Genomic DNA, 16,446 nt, shown 5'->3' with positions numbered 1-16,446 from the left:
GCTCCCCTGAGCGCGAGGAACGGTAATTCCCCAGTGCCATCCGCCGTCCTGTTCGAACACGTGCAGGGCGAGCGGTGACGAAGCGGGCGGGACCTGTGCTGGCATCACGGTTTCCGGCTGAGAGGCGTCAAGATGCGAGCCACGACAAGTTCAGTCTAGGAGAGAGATTGCTGCGTCGCAATATGCGGTGTTGTTGTATCGATGCAGCACTTCGCATGTCACATTTTTGAAAAACCATTGTGCCCGCCGAGCTTGTGCGACCATGAAAATGTCGAAACCGTGACATCAATACCAGGCTTGATCGGAGGATCTATGGATCGCACTTCGCTCATATGGGCGGCGGTGCCACACAACAGCGACGGCGTTGTGTTTCAGGTTCGGATGGGGCGAGGTCAGCAGCGCTTCCACATTTCGCGCGACACCCTCCGGGCAATTTTCGATCTCGGTCGCGATGCGACCGACGCGGTGCAGCTGGATCACTTTTACATGAACGTGGAGTGCATCTTGAGAGAGGCACTCCGAAAACGCTCGAAAGCCGGATCGGATACGTTGCGGCTGGACGTGAACGACTTCATCGCGAAGCGCTCGGCGAGATCGGATGAGGACCGCGTCGCGCGAATCTGACGAGCGCTCCCCGTGATGCGAGGGGAAGGGCTGGAATGCGATTCGACATGCTCGGGTAAGATGGAGGACCTATCCGTCGCGCCCATCGAATACGCGTCCAGCCTGTCTCCGAGGTCACACGATGAACGAAGTCAACACCTTGCTTGCGCTTGCCGGCGTCCTGCTGCTGAGTGTCGCCAGTCCCGGACCGAATTTCGTGATCGTCACGTCGACGGCGGTCGCATCGCGACGCGCGGGCCTGATGACCGGTGTCGGACTGGCTGCCGCGTCCGGCACCTGGGCATCGATCGCGATCGCCGGGCTGAGCCTGATCGTCACGCACGTGACCTGGATCGAGACCGTCCTTCGGCTGGCCGGCGCCACGTACCTGATCTGGCTCGGCGCCAAAATGATCCTGGGCGCGCGCCGGCCGTTGCCCGTTGCAGCCCGGGCCGTCGCCTCCAATTGGACCGCCGCGAAGAAGGGCTATGTCGTCAGCATGACCAGCCCCAAGTCCGTTGCGTTCTACGGCAGCATCTTCGCGCTGATGGTGCCCGCCCATGCGCCGATGGGGCTCAACATCGCGGTCGTCGGCATCGCGATCGTCATTTCATGCACGTGGTACTGCGCGATGGCGCTGCTTGCGTCGCATTCGGTCGTGCGCGGCATCCTGGTTCGGCGCAAGGCCGTGCTCGATACGACGGCGGGCCTGCTGTTGATGGGTGTCGGCGGCCGGATGCTCGCCGGGCGATGACGACCCGATGATGACCCGATGATGACCATTTCCCGCCGAACCCGCCTGCGTGGCGGCCTGCATGGCGTGCTGGTCGGCGACGCGCTGGGCGTTCCGTACGAATTCCACGGCGTCGCATCGATCCCGTCACCCGCCGAGATCGACATGACGCCGCCGCCGGGCTTTGATCGCGCTCACGACGGCGTGCCGCCCGGCACGTGGAGCGACGACGGCGCCCAGGCACTTGCGCTGCTGGATGCGCTGTTGAGCGATCGAGCGCTGAACCTCGACACGTTCGCCGCGAACCTGCTGAACTGGTTTCATCGAGGCGCGTTCACACCGGACGGCAATGTCTTCGATGTCGGGCTGCAGACCCAGAGGGCATTTCATGCGCTGGCGTCAGGCGCCGCCCCGGCGGTTGCCGGTCCTGGCGACGAGCGCGACAACGGCAACGGGTCGCTGATGCGATGCTTTCCCGTGGTGATGGTGGCATCGTCGCGGGACGACGCGATCCGCCTGGCATGCAAGCAAAGCCTGGTGACGCACGGGCACGTACGCGCGCAGCTCTGTTGCGCGCTCTACTGTTTGACAGCGATGGGCATCCTTGACGGCCTGTCCGCGGCCGATGCCGTGCGGACGGCGGAGGACGAGCTGCTGGCGCGGCATGCCGGCACGACGGAAGAAGCCGAGCTGAAGGTCGTGCTCGACGGCCGCTTCGATGCGCCGCAAGGGTCCGGCTATGTCGTCGACAGTTTCTGGTCGGCCATCCATTGCGTGCTGTCGACGCGCAGTTACGAAGACTGCGTGAAACGCGCGGTCTCGCTCGGCAACGATACGGATACGACGGCTGCCATCGCAGGCGGCCTTGCCGGCGCGCTGTATGGCGAAGACGCGATACCGGCGCGCTGGCTCGCGGCGCTGCGCGGGAGTGAGATCGTCGAGGATCGGCTGGCCCGGATTTGAACGGCGGGAACGCGCGCCGCGTCCGTTTCGGACTCACGCCGGCGGCGGGCAGGGGCCGAGCAGGGTTTCAAGGTCGCGAAGAAAGGCCGCGGATGCATGCGTGGCGGGCTTGTCGTTACGCGTAATCGCGACCAAAGGACCGATGTGCAGCGGCAATTCGCACTGCACAGGCTGCAGGCGATACCGTTCGCATAGCTCTTCCGCGATACATTGCGACGACAGGACGAGCGTATCGCTCTGGCTCGCCATCCGGAAGACCAGTGGCGATACCTGCGACGACACCACCTCGGACGGGAGTCGCAGCCCCATGTCGCGGGCCGCAAACTCGAGCTGCTGCCTGACGATGTTCGGCTGGGCGGGGAGTACCCACGGAAACGCCAGCAGGTCCAGGAGCGTCATCGGCTCCAGGGTGGCCGGATGTCCGTGCCGGGCGAGAAAAACGGGCATGTCATGCTTCAGCATGTCGAGCTTGTACAGCTCGCTGCCGAATCCGCTCGCCGTCCGGCCGATGACGACATCGACGACATCCTGGTCGAGCCACTCGAGCAACACTTCCATCGGACCTTCGCGAAGGGTGAGCCGCATGCGCGGCCATGTGCTCCGGAAGTCGTTCACGCAATCGGAAAGCGCCCCCCACCATGCGAGCGGAGCGAATATCCCGATCGACAGATTGCCGACATCGCCGCTCAGCAATGCGTCGAGTTCCGCCTCGGCCCGCTGGACGTCGCTGGCGATCAGATAGCCATGGCGCACGAGGGTTTCGCCGTAGATCGTCGGACGCATGCCGCTCGGCGTGCGTTCGAACAGCTGCGCGCCGACGATCGCCTCGATCTCTGCCAACGTCTTGGATATCGCCGACTGGCTGACATTCTGCGCTTCGGCCGCCTTTTGCAGGCTGCCGAGCCTCGCGATCTCGACGACCACGGTGATGTGCCGGAGCTTCAGGCGTTGATGCAATGCGTTCATGATCCAGCCCGGGTTGAATTTTGGTCATGAGGGGGCGGTGAAGAATTCCGTTTTCTTTCCGCAGGCGATCCGTAACCTCATGGTTGCCGGAAAACTTGGGGCCCGCCGGGGACGACGGCGGCACCGGGAAACGACCGGCCGGGATCCGGCCGATTGTGGATTGTGACGAAACACCGCACAGAATGAAGGAGGGCGGCATGAAGGGCACCATACTTGCCCAATGCGAGCAGGGCATGCTCGAAGGCGTGACTCACGAACGTGTTCACACGTTCTACGATATTCCCTATGCGTCGAATGGCGGCCGTTTCAAGCCTGCCGCGGAGCCGGCGCGCTGGACCGGTCTGCGCGATTGTACTCGACCCGGGCCGGTCTTTCCGCAGATGCCCAGCCGGCTGGATTTCGTGATGGGGCCGACTTGCCGGGGCATCGAGCAGTCCGAGGATGCGTTCAGGCTGAACGTCTTCACGCCGGGCCTGGCGGGCCGGCTGCCGGTCGTATTCTGGATCCACGGCGGGGGCTTCATGACCGGCGGCACGCTGCCTTGCTACTCCGGCGAATCGATCGCGCGTCTCGGTCGCGCGGTGGTCGTGACGATGAACTATCGTCTCGGCGTGCTCGGCAATCTCTGCATGGACGGCATTTCGACGGGCAATCTTTCCGTGTCGGATCTCGAGTGCGCGCTGCGGTGGGTCAGGCAGAACATTGCGAACTTCGGAGGCGATCCGGATTCGATCGTGGCGGCAGGCCAGTCGGCGGGCGCCTGGTACGCGCAACTGCTGGCCGCGATGCCCACGACGCATCGGCATGTCAAAGCGATCGCCATGCTCAGCTACCCCGGTCTTCAGCCGATGGACCCGGCGAAAGCGCATGCAACGGCAGTGCGCATGTGCGAGAACACGGGTATCGCGCCCACCGGCGAGGCGCTGCTCACCCTGCCCGTGGAGCGCATCCTGCAGGAGCAGACCAGGGCGGTTGTCGCCTCGGCGAAATTTGCCGAGGTTCCGATCGCCTTCATGCCCGTCGCGCGCGACGGCGTGCCGGCCGATCCCGGCGCGGCCGCGCAGGCCCGCTTTGCGGGGAAGCCGATCTTCATCGGATGGACGCACGATGAGGCAGGCAGCTTCTTTGCGAGCAGCCCGAATGTCCTGGCGGTGACGGAGGAGCAGGCGCGCAACACGTACGATCTCGAGTTCGGCGACAACGGGGCGACGCGATATGAAAGCGCCGCCGACGGCCGATTCGATCACCGGCCGTATGCTGCGCTGGTGGCGTTGCGTTCCGAAAAACTGTTCGCCGGACCGGCCCGCCGATTCGCGAAGGGAATGGCCGAAGCGGCAAGCGACGTATTTGCCTATCGCTTCGATTTCCAGTCGAGGCAACCGAACGTGGGCGCTGGCCATTGCTTCGAGCTGCCGTTCTTCTTCGGCAACTTCGACAACTGGGTCGACGCGCCGATGCTCGACGGAATCGACGAGCAGCGCAGCCGCGCATTGTCGGCCCGGATCCAGGCCCATTTCCTCAACTTCGTGGAATCCGGGAATCCAAATGGACCGGGGGTGCCGCCGTGGAGGGCGTTCCGCGGCGAAGACGGCGAGTTGATGCATTTCGACTGACGCGTCGGTGATCCGCTGTCGTCCCGTGATTGACGGGACGATGGCTGATCGGACGACGATTCGAATAAACAATCAGGATTGCAGATTAAAAATCCGAATCCGACAACAAGGCCACGAGCCGCCAGACTGGAGATATGACCGTCATGAAATTGAAGTGGAGTGTCGCCTTGCTGGCCGCGGCGACGGGGCTTGCGCACGGTCAGAGCAGCGTCACGCTGTACGGCATCATCGATACCGGAATTTCCTACTACAACCATGCGACCGCCAACGGCGGTACGTCGATCGGCATGGCGTCACTGACCGGGAGACTGCCATCCCGTTGGGGCTTGAGAGGCACGGAGGACCTGGGTGGAGGCTTCAAGACGTTCTTCGTGCTGGAAGACGGCTTTCAGCCGACGAACGGCACGTTGAATTACGGCGGTCGCCTGTTCGGCATTCAGGCGAACGTCGGCATCAGGAGCGACTATGGCGCGCTCACGTTCGGCAGGCAGCTCGGCATGACGATGTACGCGCTGATAAACGCGGATGTGATCGGCCCGTCGATTCATTCGCTGAGCGTCTTCGACGCATATCTGCCGAACGCGCGCAGCGACAACGCGATCGGCTATCTCGGCAAGTTCGGCGGCTTGACGATCGGCGGGACATACAGTTTCGGCCGCGATGCCGCCGGCCCCGCCGGGCCGGCGGCCACCAACTGTCCGGGGCAGGTGCCGGGCAACATGCTTGCGTGCCGGCAATATACGGCGCTCGTCGCCTACGATTCGGCGAGCTTCGGCGTGGCGGCGTCTTACGACGTGCTGCGCGGCGGCTCGGGTGCTTCGGCGCCGCTGAACAACAGCGCATACACCGATACGCACAACATCGTCGACGGCTACGTGATGTTCGGTTCGACGAAGATCGGCATCGGCTGGATCAGGAACAACCTGGCCGCCGCGACCCATCTGCAGACGGACATCTTCTTTGCCGGCGCGACTTACTTCGTCACGCCTGCATTGTTCTTCGACGCACAAGGCGTGCGCTATCTTCAGCGCGGGTCGGAGGGGAGGAAGGACGCGAGTTCGACGCTGCTCGTCGGACGTGCGAATTACCTGTTCTCGAAGCGCACGATGGTGTACGCGTCCGTCGGGACCATGTTCAACGGCGCGCAAGCCGCGAACGCGGTGGCGGCCGGCGGCACGGTCGCGACGGGCGCAAACCAGCTCGGGATCACGGTCGGATTGCAGCAAAGATTCTGAGACGGTCCTGCGCAGAGGCGGCGGCGCGATGTTGCATGCGTGGTTCGCCGCGCGCTTCGATTCAAGTCGGCTTGTGTAGGCGTGATGCGATGGCGCATCTCGCCGCCCCGGAGATGCCCGACCGTCGTCACGTCCATTTGCCGTCGGCCGGCGGCGTCAGCCACCGCCGTCGGCATCCCGACGGTTGATTTCAACGGAGTCGGCCTCGGCGAATTCGGCGAGGCTCGCGTCGTATCGCGCCCCCGTGCCGCCCAAGGCGGCTGTCGCGCGCTTCGCGCTGTCGAGCAATGCCTTCAGCGCAATGTTGATGGTGTCTGGAACATCGAATCTGCCTTTGGGCCCGGAAAGCGTCAGAGCGCCCACGAGTTGACCGGTCGAATCGAACACCGGCACCGATGCCGACGTTGTTTCAGGATCGCGTTCACCGTATGAGACCGCCCAGAGTCGTGCGCGCACGTCATCCCAGCGCGGGTCCGACGATTCAGTGAATGCGAGCAGTACCTTGCCGGACGCGCCCTTGTCGATCGCGAATTCCTCGCCGACACGTATCGCGACCCTCACGCTCCTTGACGGTTCCACGCGGTAGAGCACCAACCGTTGGTCTCCCTGCCGCACGTAGAAAGATGCGGTCTCGCCCAGGTCTCGACTCAACTGCTGAAGGATGGGTTCGACAACCGGACCGACTTGAAAGGATCGCTGGTAAAGCGATGCGAGACGCAGGGGTTGATGGCCGATCGCGTACTGCCCGTCATTCAGCTTCCGTATGAATCCGCCGTGCTCCAAAGCGCCGAGCAGGCGCAGGACCGTGCTCTTGTACAAGCCGGTGCGGCGCGAGAGCTCCGTCAGCGTCAGCCGGTCGTCGCTCGGCCCGAATGCGTTGAGAATCGCAAACGCGCGATCCAGGACCGCAACGCCGCTGGACGTCTCCGAGGCGTCGGCCGACGACTCCGTCGGCGAGAGCGCATTGATAGGCACGTTTTCTCCTCATTTGTCGTAACCGTCACTCTACAGTTCCGTCTGATAGAACTCAAGTTCTATTATTTGCAGATTTCCGGGGTTTACCCGTCTTAATCACACCGGGTTGCCGGCCTATAGTTCTCTTCCATAGAACGCAGGTCTGGCAGATAGAACTTAGGAGTGAAGGGTGAACACGTCCAATCCAAGGGTATTGATCAGCGAAGTCGGCCCGCGCGATGGCCTGCAAAGCATCAAGCGCGTGATGCCGACAGCGGCGAAGCTGCGATGGATTTCGGCGCTGGCGGCCGCCGGGCTGAAAGAGATCGAGGTGGGCTCGTTCGTTCCACCGAAGTTGCTGCCGCAAATGGCGGACATCCGTGACGTCGTCGCGCATGCGCTGTCGATTCCGGGGCTGCATGTGGCGGTGCTCGCGCCGAACCTGCGTGGTTCGCAGGGCGCCTTCGAAGCCGGTGTGCACAAGGTGACGCTGCCCGTCTCGGTGACCGACGAACACGCGATGGCCAATGTCCGCAAAACGACGGCGCAGATGATCGACGAGGTTCGCAACATCGTCACGTTGCGCAACGCGCAGTTTCCCGGCGTGCAGATCGAAGCGGGCGTGTCGGTCGCATTCGGCTGCACGATTGCCGGCGCGGTCACCGACGACGAGACGATGCGCATGTGCGTGGCGATGGCCGAGTGCGGCGTGGACGAGATCGGCCTGTCCGATACGAGCGGATACGCGAACCCTGCGCAGGTTCGCCGCCTGTTCCGCCGATTGCAGTCCGAGCTTGGGGACAAGGCGGGCGGCGCGCACTTTCATAACACGCGCGGTCAGGGGCTGGCCAATGTCGTTGCCGCGCTTGACGTTGGCGTCACGACGATCGATTCGAGCCAGGCGGGTCTTGGCGGCTGTCCGTATGCGCCGGGCGCTACCGGAAACATCGTCACGGAAGACCTGGCGTTCCTGCTGGAAGCGATGGGCTACGACACGGGCGTGGACATCGACAAGCTCGTCGCTGCGCGCGCGATTCTGGCCGACGCGTTGCCGGGTGAGGCTTTGTACGGGCATGTGCAGGATGCCGGGCTGCCCAAGGGATTCACCTATTCGGACGGGCGCGTACCGAGCGCGCCGCAACCGGAAGGCTGTCTGCTGGGAGTCGCGCAATGAGCGAAGTGCACGCGAATCAATCTCTGCCGTACAGCGGCGTGCGCGTTGTCGAGATGACGCACATGGTGATGGGCCCGACATGCGGCATGGTCCTGGCTGATCTGGGAGCGGAGGTGATCAAGGTCGAACCGATCGCCGGCGACAGCACGCGCACGCTTCGCGGGTCCGGCGCCGGTTTCTTCAGCACCTTCAACCGGAACAAGAAGAGTATCGCCGTCGATGTGAAGGACGCGCGCGGGGTCGAGATCGTGCACAAGCTGCTTGCCGGTGCAGACGTCTTCAGCGAAAACTTCAAGAGCGGCACGATGGACAGGCTGGGCCTCGGCTATGCCGCGCTTTCCAGGCTCAATCCGCGTCTCGTCTATGTGTCCCACAAGGGATTTCTGCCCGGTCCGTACGATCACCGTACCGCGCTCGACGAGGTCGTGCAGATGATGGGCGGCCTCGCGTACATGACGGGACCGGAAGGGCGTCCATTGCGGGCCGGCACGAGCGTCAACGACATCATGGGCGGCATGTTCGGCGCAATCGGCGCGATGGCGGCGCTCGCTCAACGCGAGCGCACCGGACGCGGCCAGGAGGTTCAAAGCGCGCTATTCGAGAACAACGTGTTTCTCGTCGCGCAACACATGATGCAGTTCGCCGTGACCGGACAAGCTGCCGCACCGATGCCCAGCCGGATCTCCGCATGGGCCGTCTACGACGTGTTTTCGGTCAGGAACGGCGAGCAGATTTTCCTGGCGGTCGTGTCCGACACGCAATGGGCGATCTTCTGTGACGCGTTCGGCCTGTCGGCGCTGAAGGCGAACGAGCGCATCGCGACCAACAATCAGCGGGTGCAGGCGCGCGACTGGCTGCTGCCGCAGCTTCGCCAGCACATGGAATCGTTCACCGCAGCCGAGATCAGCGCCATCTTCGAACGCTGCGGATTGCCGTACGCGCCGATTACCAAACCGCAGGACCTGTTCGACGATCCACATCTGCTCGCAACCGGCGGGCTTGCCGATGTGACGCTGCCGCCCGACGCCAGTGGTGCCGGCCAACCCGTCTCCACGAAGACAGCGCTGCTGCCGTTGACGCTTGACGGGCAGCGCTTGCAACTGCGCGCTGCGCCTCCGTCCCTGGGCCAGGACACGCGCGCGCTGCTCATGCAGCTCGGTTACACGCCTGAAGAAGTCAGACAGCTGACCGAAGCGGGCGTCGTCGGGTGTCGGGAGCGACAGCCTGGCGATGCATCGAGCCCCTCGGCCAACGAACTCGCCAGCGCCTGACACCTGAAAACCACACCAGGAATCACTGCGCCCGCCCATCGGGCTGCATGGTCCGGTTCGGCCAGTGATTTCACAGGAGACGAAACATGACATCGATATCTTCGGATATGACGGCCGAACAGGCCGTCGATTCCACCCTGGAGCAACAGGCGGTCAAGAAAGCCGCGTGGCGCTTCATCCCGCTTCTCGCGCTCGCGTACTTCTTCAATTATCTGGATCGAACCAGCGTCGGCTTTGCTGCGCTGACGATGAACCACGATCTCGGGTTGACTGCGACGCAGTTCGGGTGGGGTGCCGGCATCATGTTCGCGGGCTACTGCTTGTGCGAAGTCCCCAGCAACCTTGCGCTGTATCGCTTCGGCGCACGACGCTGGCTGGCGCGCATCATGATCACGTGGGGCTTCTTCGCGGCGGCTACCGCGCTTGCGGAGGGACCGGCCAGCTTCTACGCAATCCGGCTCTTGCTGGGTATCGGCGAAGCGGGCTTCTTCCCGGGCGTGATCTTCTTCCTCGCAGTCTGGTTTCCGGCGAGCTATCGCACGCGCGTGCTCGCGTGGTTCACGGTCTCCACGCCGCTGTCGTCACTCGTCGGCGGCCCGCTGTCGACGTGGCTGCTCAGGATGGACGGCTTCCTTGGGCTGGCCGGCTGGAAATGGATGTTCATCGTGGAGGGGTTGCCCGCGTGCGCGCTCGGCTTCCTCGTGCTGAAGATGCTCGCGGACAAGCCCGCCGATGCCACGTGGCTGTCGCCGCAGGAGCGGCAGGCGCTGCAAAGCGCCTTCGACCGCGAGGGCACAGCCAGGCAGAAGAAGGATTTCGGCGCCGCGTTGAAGGATGCCCGCACGTACATCCTTGCGATGATCTCGTTCGGCTTCACGATGGGCTCCTACGGTATCGGCATCTGGCTGCCGCAGATGCTCAAGGCTCACGGCATGAGCGTGACGCAGACCGGGTGGGTTTCGGCGATACCGTATTTCTTTGCAACCATTGCACTGCTCTGGTGGGCCAAGCGTGTCGATCGGCGCGGCGGACCCGTCGCGAATCTGGCCGCGGGTCTGTTGATCGGCGCCGTGGCGCTCGGCGTATCGACCCACTTTCATCAATTGGCGCCTGCCATGACCGGCGTCACGCTGGCGCTCATCGGTACGATCGCGGGCCGCACGATTTTCTATACGTTGCCGAACAGGTTTCTCTCCGGGCAGGCCGCTGCCGGCGGCCTCGCGCTGATCAATTCGATCGGCGCGCTTGGCGGGTTTGCGGGACCGTACCTCGTCGGCTATCTCAAGGACAGCTTCGGGACGTTCACGGCCGGGATGATCGGCCTGTCGGTCGTGCTGCTCGTCACGACCTTGCTGACCCTCTCGCTCTACGCTTTCAACACGGAGAAGACGTGACCATGGCACAGCTTCGTTCGCCCCAGCGACGCCGGCTTCTCGGCGCGGCGGCAGCATCGATCATGATCCCGGCCGTCACTGCGCGACCGGGATTCGCAAAAGAGGAAACGCGCAGCATGAGCACGACCAGCAACTATCTTCCCGTTTGCGCGGCGTGGCTCGCGTCGGGCACCGAAGCCGCGCTTGAACCGGACATGCCGATCATCGACGCGCATCATCATTTCTATGAACGGACGGGGTGGACTTACCTGCTCGATGAATATCTGGAAGACGCCAGATCGGGGCACAACATCACCGCGTCCGTGTACATGCAGGCACTGACGCGTTATCGAAACGACGGTCCCGAACCGATGCGCCCGGTCGGCGAAATCGAGTACGTGGTCGAAGCCACCGCATCGTTGCAGAACGGCAAGCCGCAGGTTGCGAAGGGCATCGTCGGATATGCGGATCTGCGTCGCGGCGCGGCAGTGCGAGACGTGCTCGAAGCCGAGCTTCACGCGGGCGACGGCCGTTTGCGCGGCGTGCGGCATCTCGTGACATGGGACGCCGACCGGACGCTCGTGAATCCCCTGTCGGCCGCGCCGCGCGGATTGCTGCTTGACCCGACCTATCGGGCAGGCGTCGCGCAACTGGGGGCGCTCGGTCTCTCCTGCGACGCATGGCTCTTCTTCCCGCAACTGCCCGAACTCTTCGATCTGGCGAAGGCGTATCCCGATACGCCTTTCATCATCAACCATTGCGGCGGTGTCGTGCGAATCGCCAGTTATGCAGACAAACGCAAGGACGTGTTCGACGCATGGTCGCGCTCGATGCGCGAGCTGGCGCAGTTGCCCAACGTGTATGTGAAGGTCGGTGGCCTGGGCATGCGCATCAACGGCTTCGACTTCGAAAAAGGAGAGCGTCCGCCTTCCTCGATCGAGCTGGCGGAAACATGGAAGCCGTGGATGCATACCTGCATCGAGGCCTTCGGCGCGAACCGCTGCATGTTCGAAAGCAATTTTCCGGTCGACAAAGGCTCGTATCCCTATAGCAACGGCTGGAACGCGTTCAAGCGCTTGACCGCGCAGGCGAGTGCGCAGGAACGGGAGGCACTGTTCCGGGGAACCGTCACCAAGGTGTACCGTCTCGCGTGACCTGATCGTTAGCCACGGCGCCGCGGGCGAATGCATCTGCTGGCAGCCGCGGCGATGGCAGCAGTTTCATGTTGGGGGCGGCGGTGTCCGCCAGCATCACGGACACCGCCGCCCTCCGTATCGCGACAGGTCGGGGAGGTACCCCAATCGTCAGGCAGAAGGCGCGGGAATCGAAGTACCGAAAACCCGCGCCCGAGGTCGGGCTCAGCGCCGCTCATCGCAAGCGACCTGGCGAGCGAGAGCCCATCAGGGACACGACTAACGGGAGTCGTGGACCAGCACCTTTTTCCCCTCGAAGTGTTCTTGCACACCTTGCTCGCAATCCGGTGGGCACTTTGCCAGGCCGTCCGCGCTCTGGCCCGACACGGTGACCGCCCGGTAGACCACGGATTCGACGAGCGTCCCGCCGGCAGAGACGACGATGTTCAGGTCAGTCTCGACGCCGGCCGGCACGGGTCCGCCGGCCGTATAGGTGGTTTTCATCGTGCCGGTGCAATCCGAGTTCACCGTGTAGGTGCCGGTCTGGTCAGGATTGAATGTCGTTTGCCCGCCTTTCGGCAGCCCACCGATCACGCCGAAGTCGGTGCGTGAAAAATGGCCCACACCGTCGAACGTCACCAGGGCGACGTCATCGAGAATCGACGTGGCGGCGTACGGATGCACCTTGCCATCGGCACCGATCAATCCAAGAATGTCTCCGTGACCGATAAACCCGAAGGCTCCCTTTAGCGTTGCGCTCGAGCAAAGGCCGTCGGCCTGCGCGGCACCACTGAGCGACAGAAGTGCAATGGCTGTTGCCGCCGCAACGCTTGAATGCTTGATCTTCACGATCATCTCCTTGCCGGCGAACCGGGCGCTCGACATCACGACGCGCAGGGGCCTGTTGCCTGGCTGGATCGGGCACCCGATTCAAAATGAAATTCAAAAAGGCTGCAGTGAACCCTGGCTGCCGCCGTTTGATCAGGCAACGATCATCGATCGCGCTCGTCTCCGTTCCCGCCTCCCTGTCTGACCTTGACGGAATGTGCGCTTGCCTGGATCGCGATATCGCAACCCTTGTCGCACAGTGTCCCGTCGAGGGCGGGCGCGCCGCTCGCAAGATGCTGGAAGCTCGTGACGCCGTAGAACTCATTCCCGTGGTCGACGATCACGATTTTTTGCGTCAGCGTGGTGCCATTCGGAAAAGTAACGCTCAGCTCGCCGGTGCAATCCGCATTCACGGAGTACGAGATCGTTTCGTTGGTTGCAAACGCTTCAGGCGGCGAGCCCGGCCTGACCGTGCCGTTGAACATCGCGAAATCCACCTGCGTGCCGGTTCCGGCGCCGTCCAGTACCGGCAGGGCAACGACGTCGATTTCAGTGGGCGTGGCATAGCGGTGAAGGACCTGGCTCGGGGCCGTCCCGGTGAGGATTCCGAGCGCCTGCGCATGAACCGAGGTGCCGTATGCGCCTTTCAGGGTCGCAATCGTGCACGCGTGGTTCTGTGCATGAGCCATACTGTTCAGTGTCAGCAATACAATCGCGGCGGCCGCCGCTTCTTTCAGGAATCTGCCATTCATCTTCATCTCCTTTTGTGCCGATTCAGCCAGGATGTCCAAAGCGAAAAATGGCGCGCATCGTTGTGATTGAAATTGACCTTCGCGCGAGACGGGCCATCTCGGCGTCGCCGATATTCGCTTGGGACGCGCGGTCAAAGCGATGAATCCCAATCAATGCCGTTTAATGAAGGGCGGAGAAAATGGCACTTTGACGATGCCGGGGATGATTCCGGTATCGAGCTTGCCATTCGCGTCGTTTTCAGTGCATGCGCGAAGTCACGCCGGTCCCGTTTCGGCAGGTCGGACGAGGGGACTCGCCGGACCCGTATCGAGGGCCGGGAAGGCATGTGCTTGCATGCGCCGAAACGGGCGCTGGAGCACTACTGGCGGGTGCTGGTGAGAGTGTGTCGGCAGCAAGTGTCGATAGTCGCCATTCGTATTAGTTAACTACATTGCCCCCGGACGCGAGAAAGTCCACCGCGAGGTGGACGATGATTTCATTCTGTGGATAGAGCATAGATCAGCACTTGATGGATTTCAATTTTCCACCATGGCAATGCAATCGATTTGAAATGAGATGTTATTGAATCGTCGCGGAATATATTGGCGTCGTCCTGCTGAAACCCGTGTTGCATGAATCGGCAATGGCCGAAGTTGTCGAAAGTTTTTATACGACCATTACAAAATCGTGAAGCGGCAAACGCCGCGCGCGTTTCATTCGCTTAACGCACGGCCCGGCTTCGCGCGGCCTCCGGGGTCATGCCCGTCCACGCGTTGAACGCCCGGAAAAACGAGTTCGGATCCTGGTAGCCCAGCAGGAACGCGATCTGGCTGTACGGCAGATCGGAGCGGTCGATGTAGTGCCATGCGAGCCGTTCGCGAACGTCGGCCAGCACGTCCTTGAAGCTGGCGTCTTCCGCCTCGAGCCGCCGCTGCAACGTGCGTTTGCTGATCGCGAGCTTGCGCGCGACGTCGTCGACGGTGGCGAGCCCGCTCGGGATCAGCTCGAGCAACGCGGCCCGGACCCGCTCCGAGATCCCGGTGTCCGCGGACAATGCGGCGAGCCGCTGGCGCAGGTCGGGTTCGAAGACCTTCCACATCGCGTCGTTCTGCGTGACGAACGGACGGCGTGCATCGGGAAGCGCAAAGCTGACGCTCGGCGAATCGCCGTAGCGCGGCGCCACGCCGAAGAAGCGCGCATAGCCTTCATGCCGGGCCAGTTCACCCGGCAGCGTGACGTCGCTCGCCGCCACGCGCACGCGGGTCGCGATCCGCGCGAGTTGTACGAAGAAGCCGAGTTCCATCGCGATCAGCGTACCCGGCGCGGGCACCTCCCGCTCCAGAAAATCGAGCGCAAGCGTGAGCGTTTCCGCCGCCGGCGTCACGCGCAGCCGCATCGGGCCGATCAGCGGCTTGAACTGGCTGATGCGGCGCACCGCGACGTCGAGATTGGGGCTGCACAGCGCCGCAAAGATCGGCGGATCGAACGTCTCCACCGACAGCTTGTCGAGCACGCGCAGCGGCAGCGGCGGCAGCGACGGGTCTCCGGCCGCGTCCTCCAGAGCCTGCCAAAGGCCGAGATACTCGCGGGTCGACAGGCCGGCGTCGGTGCGCACGAAGCGGTCGGGCGGTAGCTGCGCCCGCCGCAGGATCTCGTCGGACGACAGGCCCATGTCCGTCAGCAGGATCCGCCAGCCCGGCGCGATCGCGAAGCGGTTCATCGGGACAACTGTCCGGTCTCGACGAGCTGCCCGAAGAAATCGTTCATCGATTCGGCGAGCGGCCGATAGCGGATCCCGAGTTCGTTGCGGCTGCGGCTGTTGTCGGCCCGCCACGGACGTCCGACGTTGAGGGACACCATCTTGTGCGTAACGGCCTTGTTGGCGAGCGGCCCGGCCAGCCACACGAGCCATTTCGGCAGCGTGCGCGTGGGGATCGGATAGTCGTGGCCGTATCGCGCGACCAGCGTCGCGGCCATCGCCGGGAAAGTCGTGTCGTGCCCGGACGTGATGTAGCGGCCGCTGGCGCCCGGCGTGAACGCCGCGCGGAAGTGCGCTTCGGCGACGTCGCGCACGTCGACCGCACCGATGCCGATGTCCGGCACGCCGATCTTCATCGTGCCGTCGCCCATCTGGCGGACGATCGCGAAGCTCTCGGACGTGCCTTCAGGATTGATGCCGGGCCCGATGACCAGCGACGGATTGATCGTGACGAGATCCCAGCGATGCTGCGCGCCGGCGATCTTCCAGGCCTCCCGTTCGGCCAGCGTCTTGGAGTATGCGTACGGCTGGTGCGTCAGCGACGAGCTCGTGTTCCAGATCGCCTCGGTGAACACGCCGTTCGGCACGCGATCGAGATCGGCATTGTCGCCATAGATGGCGGCACAACTGCTGGTGAGCACGACACGCTTGACCGACGGCGTCGCGTTGACCGTTTCGAGCACGTTTCGCGTGCCGAGCAGCGCGGGGTCGATCAGCTCCGTCTGCGGATCCCGGACGTCGATCTTGAACGGCGACGCCGTATGAAACACGACCTGGCAGCCCGCCATCGCGTCCGCATACGATCCGGGCCGCAGCAGGTCGGCGCGGAAGTAGCGGAGCTTTCCCGGCGCGCTTGCGGCGATGCGGTCCAGGTGCCGCAGCTTCGCGGCATCGTCAGGGTTGCGTACCGCCGCGTGGACCGTCAGGCCCGCGTCGAGCAGCCGTTTCACGAGCCAGCCCGCGACGTAGCCGGTTGCGCCGGTCACCATGACCGGTGTGTCTTTGTCGATGTCCATTGTGTCGATTCCACGGCGAACGATGATCGACATGATGCATTGCCGGTCACGCGATGTAACTGGCAAAGCGCGCCAATCGGCTTGCGATCCGCG

General features: G+C 63.6%; 15 protein-coding genes. 9 read left to right on the top strand and 6 right to left on the bottom strand.

The window, feature by feature from the left end; all coding sequences use genetic code 11:
• Positions 1–312 precede the first annotated feature (312 nt).
• The 3 genes from ACV229_RS03275 to ACV229_RS03265 all read left to right on the top strand — a co-directional run bounded on the left by ACV229_RS03275 (position 313) and on the right by ACV229_RS03265 (position 2,299).
• Entirely contained in the window at positions 313–624 is a 312-nt protein-coding gene (locus ACV229_RS03275) for a hypothetical protein (RefSeq protein WP_448081693.1), read from the top strand.
• Between the two features lie 121 nt (positions 625–745).
• Complete coding sequence (locus ACV229_RS03270; RefSeq protein ID WP_448081692.1) at positions 746–1,357, top strand: LysE family translocator; 612 nt, start codon at positions 746–748, stop codon at positions 1,355–1,357.
• Positions 1,358–1,375: 18 nt separating this feature from the next.
• Positions 1,376–2,299: an ADP-ribosylglycohydrolase family protein gene (locus tag ACV229_RS03265; RefSeq protein ID WP_448081691.1), complete on the top strand. Its 924-nt coding sequence runs from the start codon at positions 1,376–1,378 to the stop codon at positions 2,297–2,299.
• A gap of 33 nt (positions 2,300–2,332) precedes the next feature.
• On the opposite strand, the gene ACV229_RS03260 is transcribed toward ACV229_RS03265, so the two are convergent.
• Positions 2,333–3,265: a LysR family transcriptional regulator gene (locus tag ACV229_RS03260; protein WP_448081690.1), complete on the bottom strand. Its 933-nt coding sequence runs from the start codon at positions 3,263–3,265 to the stop codon at positions 2,333–2,335.
• Positions 3,266–3,462: 197 nt separating this feature from the next.
• Here ACV229_RS03260 and ACV229_RS03255 point away from each other — a divergent pair, with 197 nt between their 5' ends.
• Positions 3,463–4,878: a carboxylesterase/lipase family protein gene (locus ACV229_RS03255; RefSeq protein ID WP_448081689.1), complete on the top strand. Its 1,416-nt coding sequence runs from the start codon at positions 3,463–3,465 to the stop codon at positions 4,876–4,878.
• Between the two features lie 143 nt (positions 4,879–5,021).
• Positions 5,022–6,113 carry a porin gene (locus tag ACV229_RS03250; RefSeq protein WP_448081688.1) on the top strand — a complete coding sequence of 364 codons (1,092 nt, stop codon included), beginning with the start codon at positions 5,022–5,024 and terminating at the stop codon, positions 6,111–6,113.
• A 156-nt stretch (positions 6,114–6,269) separates the two neighbouring features.
• On the opposite strand, the gene ACV229_RS03245 is transcribed toward ACV229_RS03250, so the two are convergent.
• Entirely contained in the window at positions 6,270–7,088 is an 819-nt protein-coding gene (locus tag ACV229_RS03245; protein WP_448081687.1) for an IclR family transcriptional regulator, read from the bottom strand.
• Positions 7,089–7,257: 169 nt separating this feature from the next.
• Here ACV229_RS03245 and ACV229_RS03240 point away from each other — a divergent pair, with 169 nt between their 5' ends.
• The 4 genes from ACV229_RS03240 to ACV229_RS03225 all read left to right on the top strand — a co-directional run bounded on the left by ACV229_RS03240 (position 7,258) and on the right by ACV229_RS03225 (position 12,039).
• On the top strand, positions 7,258–8,241 hold the full coding sequence (locus ACV229_RS03240) for a hydroxymethylglutaryl-CoA lyase (RefSeq protein WP_448081686.1): 984 nt from the start codon (positions 7,258–7,260) through the stop codon (positions 8,239–8,241).
• Positions 8,238–9,512 (top strand): CaiB/BaiF CoA transferase family protein, encoded by a 1,275-nt coding sequence (locus ACV229_RS03235; protein ID WP_448081685.1) that lies wholly within the window; start codon positions 8,238–8,240, stop codon positions 9,510–9,512. Before ACV229_RS03240 ends, ACV229_RS03235 begins: the two co-directional genes overlap by 4 nt.
• Positions 9,513–9,598: 86 nt before the next feature.
• Positions 9,599–10,906 carry an MFS transporter gene (locus ACV229_RS03230; RefSeq protein ID WP_448081684.1) on the top strand — a complete coding sequence of 436 codons (1,308 nt, stop codon included), beginning with the start codon at positions 9,599–9,601 and terminating at the stop codon, positions 10,904–10,906.
• 2 nt (positions 10,907–10,908) lie between these two features.
• Positions 10,909–12,039, top strand: coding sequence for an amidohydrolase family protein (locus ACV229_RS03225; protein WP_448081683.1), 1,131 nt, complete (start codon positions 10,909–10,911; stop codon positions 12,037–12,039).
• Positions 12,040–12,297: 258 nt separating this feature from the next.
• Here the strand turns inward: ACV229_RS03225 and ACV229_RS03220 are convergent, their stop codons facing one another.
• The 4 genes from ACV229_RS03220 to ACV229_RS03205 form a co-directional block, all read right to left on the bottom strand.
• On the bottom strand, positions 12,298–12,867 hold the full coding sequence (locus ACV229_RS03220) for a hypothetical protein (protein ID WP_448081682.1): 570 nt from the start codon (positions 12,865–12,867) through the stop codon (positions 12,298–12,300).
• A gap of 143 nt (positions 12,868–13,010) precedes the next feature.
• Positions 13,011–13,598 carry a hypothetical protein gene (locus tag ACV229_RS03215; protein ID WP_448081681.1) on the bottom strand — a complete coding sequence of 196 codons (588 nt, stop codon included), beginning with the start codon at positions 13,596–13,598 and terminating at the stop codon, positions 13,011–13,013.
• A 701-nt stretch (positions 13,599–14,299) separates the two neighbouring features.
• Complete coding sequence (locus ACV229_RS03210) at positions 14,300–15,298, bottom strand: AraC family transcriptional regulator ligand-binding domain-containing protein (RefSeq protein ID WP_448081680.1); 999 nt, start codon at positions 15,296–15,298, stop codon at positions 14,300–14,302.
• Complete coding sequence (locus tag ACV229_RS03205) at positions 15,295–16,353, bottom strand: NAD-dependent epimerase/dehydratase family protein (protein WP_448081679.1); 1,059 nt, start codon at positions 16,351–16,353, stop codon at positions 15,295–15,297. The genes ACV229_RS03210 and ACV229_RS03205 overlap by 4 nt, the downstream gene beginning before the upstream one ends.
• Positions 16,354–16,446: the final 93 nt, after the last annotated feature.

The organism is Burkholderia sp. MR1-5-21 (assembly GCF_053427715.1).
Note: the sequence above shows the minus strand (reverse complement) of the source record. Positions and strands in the feature narration are given on the sequence as shown.

Excerpts from the sequence above, each read along its gene's own strand:
- ACV229_RS03270 (WP_448081692.1), top strand. The coding sequence starts at position 746 with ATGAACGAAGTCAACACCTTGCTTGCGCTTGCCGGCGTCCTGCTGCTG.
- ACV229_RS03205 (WP_448081679.1), bottom strand. The coding sequence starts at position 16,353 with ATGGACATCGACAAAGACACACCGGTCATGGTGACCGGCGCAACCGGC.
- ACV229_RS03260 (WP_448081690.1), bottom strand. The coding sequence starts at position 3,265 with ATGAACGCATTGCATCAACGCCTGAAGCTCCGGCACATCACCGTGGTC.
- ACV229_RS03275 (WP_448081693.1), top strand. The coding sequence starts at position 313 with ATGGATCGCACTTCGCTCATATGGGCGGCGGTGCCACACAACAGCGAC.
- ACV229_RS03250 (WP_448081688.1), top strand. The coding sequence starts at position 5,022 with ATGAAATTGAAGTGGAGTGTCGCCTTGCTGGCCGCGGCGACGGGGCTT.
- ACV229_RS03230 (WP_448081684.1), top strand. The coding sequence starts at position 9,599 with ATGACATCGATATCTTCGGATATGACGGCCGAACAGGCCGTCGATTCC.
- ACV229_RS03225 (WP_448081683.1), top strand. The coding sequence starts at position 10,909 with ATGGCACAGCTTCGTTCGCCCCAGCGACGCCGGCTTCTCGGCGCGGCG.
- ACV229_RS03215 (WP_448081681.1), bottom strand. The coding sequence starts at position 13,598 with ATGAATGGCAGATTCCTGAAAGAAGCGGCGGCCGCCGCGATTGTATTG.
- ACV229_RS03235 (WP_448081685.1), top strand. The coding sequence starts at position 8,238 with ATGAGCGAAGTGCACGCGAATCAATCTCTGCCGTACAGCGGCGTGCGC.
- ACV229_RS03265 (WP_448081691.1), top strand. The coding sequence starts at position 1,376 with ATGATGACCATTTCCCGCCGAACCCGCCTGCGTGGCGGCCTGCATGGC.
- ACV229_RS03255 (WP_448081689.1), top strand. The coding sequence starts at position 3,463 with ATGAAGGGCACCATACTTGCCCAATGCGAGCAGGGCATGCTCGAAGGC.
- ACV229_RS03210 (WP_448081680.1), bottom strand. The coding sequence starts at position 15,298 with ATGAACCGCTTCGCGATCGCGCCGGGCTGGCGGATCCTGCTGACGGAC.